The sequence below is a fragment of the Mycobacterium sp. E1386 genome (assembly GCF_001672745.1).
Lineage (GTDB): Bacteria > Actinomycetota > Actinomycetes > Mycobacteriales > Mycobacteriaceae > Mycobacterium.
This window is the reverse complement of the sequence record NZ_LZKH01000040.1, coordinates 1-4,110: the sequence shown is the minus strand read 5'-3', so window position 1 is coordinate 4,110 and position 4,110 is coordinate 1. Positions and strand designations below refer to the sequence as shown.

Annotated in this window: 4 protein-coding genes and 1 pseudogene; 1 reads left to right on the top strand and 4 read right to left on the bottom strand. The window is 66.9% G+C overall.

The features are described 5' to 3' along the window. Positions 1-360 (bottom strand): annotated as a pseudogene (locus A5709_RS04505) (2,3-dihydroxybiphenyl 1,2-dioxygenase); the annotation flags it as partial. 96 nt (positions 361-456) lie between these two features. On the opposite strand from A5709_RS04505, the gene A5709_RS04500 reads away from it, so the two are divergent. Continuing rightward, positions 457-1,098 (top strand): TetR/AcrR family transcriptional regulator, encoded by a 642-nt coding sequence (locus A5709_RS04500; RefSeq protein WP_067948147.1) that lies wholly within the window; start codon positions 457-459, stop codon positions 1,096-1,098. Here the strand turns inward: A5709_RS04500 and A5709_RS04495 are convergent. From A5709_RS04495 to A5709_RS04485, 3 genes are read right to left on the bottom strand one after another with little or no spacing between them, the layout of a single operon-like run. Further along, entirely contained in the window at positions 1,095-1,955 is an 861-nt protein-coding gene (locus A5709_RS04495) for a pyridoxamine 5'-phosphate oxidase family protein (protein ID WP_231986896.1), read from the bottom strand. The genes A5709_RS04500 and A5709_RS04495 overlap by 4 nt on opposite strands. 57 nt (positions 1,956-2,012) lie before the next feature. Further along, positions 2,013-2,486 (bottom strand): hypothetical protein, encoded by a 474-nt coding sequence (locus A5709_RS04490; protein WP_156673399.1) that lies wholly within the window; start codon positions 2,484-2,486, stop codon positions 2,013-2,015. Positions 2,487-2,497: 11 nt separating this feature from the next. Beyond that, positions 2,498-4,054, bottom strand: coding sequence for an MlaD family protein (locus A5709_RS04485; RefSeq protein ID WP_068118255.1), 1,557 nt, complete (start codon positions 4,052-4,054; stop codon positions 2,498-2,500). Between the last annotated feature and the right edge of the window lie 56 nt (positions 4,055-4,110).

Genomic DNA, 4,110 nt, shown 5'->3' with positions numbered 1-4,110 from the left:
GGTTTCCGGCAGCGGCCGCACCGATGCGCCTACGGAGTCCGCCAACCGGAGCACGTCGCCCTGGTCGGGGGCCCGGAACGCGGCGCCGGTGAAGCGGCTTCGCCGGCCGCGACGCACGATGACGCACGGCCCTCCCGCCCACGTTCCGCGTAAGTGCAGTTCGTCCGGGCCGTGTTGGGCCGTGTGGAAGCCGAAGGCCCGCGCGAACGCCTCGGCCCGGGCCAGGTCCGGGCGCTCGAACTCCAACCACGCGATGTCGGCGACTTTGATCACCGGGTTACGCGATCGCCCCGGATGCTCACCGGGCCGCGCGGTCTGCTCGCTGTGCGCCTGCGGGCGGGCACTTTCGGTCAAATCCATGACTAACTCCCAACTAACTGACGAAATCGTCACATACGAGAGAACGTTCAGTCAAGGATCTGACGGAATCCTCATAACTGATGCATACTGCTGTGAATGAGCGCGATGGTAGAGCCGACCAGGCTGGAGCGGCGCAAGCGGCGTACCCGGGCTGCGCTGGTCAAAGCCGCGCAGCGGCTGATCGCCGAGGGCAAGGTCAATGTCCCGGTCCTGGAAATCACCCAGGCCGCCGACGTGGGCATGGGGTCTTTCTACAACCACTTCGACAGCAAGGAGCAGTTGTTCGAGGCCGCGGTCGCCGATGTGCTCGACGCCTACGGGTCGATGCTCGATCGGCTCACCGAAGCCATCGAGGACCCGGCCCAAACTTTCGCCACCAGTTTTCGGCTGACTGGCCGGCTGTTTCGTCGGCATCCGCAGGAGAGCCAGATTTTGCTGGCCAACGGGCTGGAACTGCTGTCGTCGGAACGGGGTCTGGCGCCGCGCGCACTCCGCGACATCAAAGCCGGCGTCGCCGCCGGGAGGTTTGACGTCGACGACCCCGAGTTAGCCCTCGCCATGGCCGGGGGCGCGCTGCTGGGCCTCGGAAACCTGTTGCGTGACCATCCCGATCGCGATGACGCGCGCGCGGCGGACGTCGTCACGGAAAACGTTCTGCGGTTGTTCGGGCTCAGCGCCGACGAGGCGCACGCCATCTGCCAACTCCCCCTACCGGACGGGGGACTCTTCGAGGACTAGCGGGCGACGGCGTCGACGGAGAATGCGACGTTTCGACCCACCCCACCGTCATCACCGGCCTCGCCGGGGGTGGTCCACCGCACGTGTGCGGTGCCGGTGATGTGCAAAGTGGCGCCGGTATCGAAATCGATGAACAGCAAAGCGGCCTCGTCGTCGACGGCGAGGTTGCCGTAACTGTTGAACATGTTGTTCCCCGGAAAGTCCGGCCACCACAATCGGTCTGGGGAGTCGACTCGGACGAATCCCGGTGGACCTCCGCGATGTGACGCATCTCGGCCACGGGTGGGATGGCTGGTGCCCAGAAAGAACGTATCTGCCCGTGCGACGAACGCTTGATCGGATGCGTCCAGAACCGTCGCGCGGGTCGCAGGCAGTGGAGGAGGGGCGCCAAGGATCCCCACGTCGATGGCGTGGCGATGAATGTACTTGGGGCAGTTGCCGTATGACTGATCGACGCGGACGAACATGCCGCCCGGCCGGTCAGCACTGACAAGCTCGCCGTTGACCCGTAGCCTGCGCCGGGTGGCGAAGTCGATGGCGATCAGTCCTACCTGTTGACCGGTCGGGATGTCGTGCAGGGGATCGCCGTCGCGGGGGAAGGTGGCGACCCGCAAGATGTCGTCGTGGCCGCGCAGGAAACCCGGCGGTGCGGCCAACGGCGAGATCCAGAGGACCCCGGCGTGGTCGCGCGCGGTCAGCGCGGCGAACCGCTGTGACGCGAGAAATTTTTCGGCGCCCACGGACAGGCCCGACGAGTCGAGCATGCCCTCGAGCCGCCCGGCCTCGGCTTCGACGCCCGCTCGGCGCTGCGTTGCGGTCTCGCCCTCGTGGAAGCCACTCGCGGTCACACGAGCCATAACACCGCCGGTGCCGCAAACCTTCCGTGCAGCGCGGGAAATCAGCGGCCGTTGTCCCTAGGCGACCGACACGATGCGGGCAACCAGCTTGCCGCCCCGGATGACGTCGATCGTCTGGCCCGCCGCAACCTCGTCGAAGTAACGACCCGCACGCTTTCGCAATTCGTCAAGCTCGATCCCGCCGACGGTGTCCACCGGCCTCGACGTCCTGTCCGCGTCGCCGGCGGCCACGATGTGCGCCAGCAATCTGCCCCCGCGCACGACGCTGACGGTCTCCCCGGCCGCGACCCGGTCGAAGCATCGCCCGGCACGCGTTCGCAGTTCATCTAGGCCGATCCACCCACCGGCGTTTTGCGGCCCGGGTTTCGCGGACCGCGCGGGGATGGGAGCCACCCTCCAGTCACCGACGGGCACGATACGCGCTACCAGCTTGCCGCGGCGGACGACATCGATGGTCTCCCCGGCGGCGACCCGTTCGAGGTACCTACAGGCGTCACTCCGAAGTTGGCCTAGGCCAATCGCTTCCCGCATTTCCAATCCCTTCATCGGCTGGCAGGCGGCGCCAGCATGTCCTTCCAGCCGTCGTCTCCCGTTTTGCTCGAGTTCTCGACCGTGTACTTCGCGCCATCGGGCCCCACCAGTTCGCCGCTCTGGGGCAGGTAAACGGCCGGGGGAGGGGCGCCGGGGGTGTAGACGCAGGGATTCGGCTGCTGCCCATTGCATTCCACGGTTCCCGATCCCGGCCGCTGCAGTGGATCGCTGATCGGCGGTGGCGTCCCGGCCACCCTGTCGGAGGGCGCCGGGTTGAGGCCGTTGTTGACCGACGGAGCGGGTATCACCAGCCCCGGTTTCACCGGCTGGTCGCAGCGCGCCGCGGGCGCCGGGCAGGTCACGAGCTGGTTGGGTTCGCCGTACCACGGGTTGGTGCCCAGCGGGACATAGGGTTTGGGGTCGCGGCATTCCCGCGGCGTCGCCGCGCGTTTGCCGGGGACATCGACACACGGAAGATTGCGTGCGCCGCGCACCGCGTTGGCCGGAGTGTCCTGCGGGATCTTGCAATAGGTTCCGGACGGCATCGGCGCCAGGCTGGTATCCGCGGGAGACCGCCACTGGGAGGCCGGGAGAAACCCGGTCAGACACGGCGGGGGCTGGTTGATCGTCAGCGAGGTCCCGAGCGATGCGTAGCCCGGAAAGGCCGTCGTGACCGTCTGACCTTCCGAGGCGCCCTGCGGATAAGCCACCAGCAGTTGCTCGACGCCCTTGTGGTAGCGCTTGAGCATGTCCAGCACGATTTCGAGATTCGCCAGTGTCTGCGGCAGCGACTCTCGGACGTCGCTGAACACCTCGTTGACCTGATCGGCGGTCGGCGCCGCCTGGGTCAGGATGCTTTGCAGGTGCTGGTCGTTTTCCGCGCTCTGCGCGGCCAGGATGCTCAGGTTGTGCGACCAGCGGTCGATCGAGTCACCGGAGTTGACCTGGCTGTCGATGATGGGCCCCGAGTTTTGGATGATGTCGTTGATGTCGGTGATGTTGGTCTTGAAGTCACCGGCGATCGCCTGCGTCGCATCGACCAGTCGCTGCAGCGCGGGGCCCAATCCGCCTACCGCTTGGGCTGTTTCGTCGAGCAGCCCGGCGATCTTGTCCTTGGGCAGCGCGGCCAACCCCCGGTTGGCGGCGTCCAGCGCCGGCCCGATCTCGGTGGGCACGGTTCCCTTGGTGATGGTCTGACCGGGCGAGAAGTATTGGTGCGCACTGCCTACCGACACCAGGTCGAGGTACTGCTCACCGACCGCCGACACCGAATGCACGTTCGCCGAGGCGTCGATCGGGATCCGGTAGCGGTCCCCGATGCTCATCGTCACCCGCGCCCCCGTGGCGGTCGGCTCGACGGCGGTGACCGTGCCAATGGTTTCACCGCGATACGTCACATTGGAGGTCTTGTACAGGCCGCCCGACGCGGGTAGGTCCGCCTTCAACGTGTACTGGCCGATCCCGGCCGCAGTGGGAATCTGCAGGTAGTAGCAGCCCAACGCAATCGCTGTGATCGCGGTCAGGATGCCGAACATGACCAGCTGGCGCTTGATGAAGCGGGTCAGCATTGCCTATCCGCCCTTTCGACCAGCGGGCCGCCCGGGGCGTCGTTGGGGTTCGGCGT

Coding starts and splice junctions, on each gene's coding strand:
- A5709_RS04500 (WP_067948147.1), top strand. CDS start 457: ATGAGCGCGATGGTAGAGCCGACCAGGCTGGAGCGGCGCAAGCGGCGT.
- A5709_RS04495 (WP_231986896.1), bottom strand. CDS start 1,955: ATGGCTCGTGTGACCGCGAGTGGCTTCCACGAGGGCGAGACCGCAACG.
- A5709_RS04490 (WP_156673399.1), bottom strand. CDS start 2,486: ATGCGGGAAGCGATTGGCCTAGGCCAACTTCGGAGTGACGCCTGTAGG.
- A5709_RS04485 (WP_068118255.1), bottom strand. CDS start 4,054: ATGCTGACCCGCTTCATCAAGCGCCAGCTGGTCATGTTCGGCATCCTG.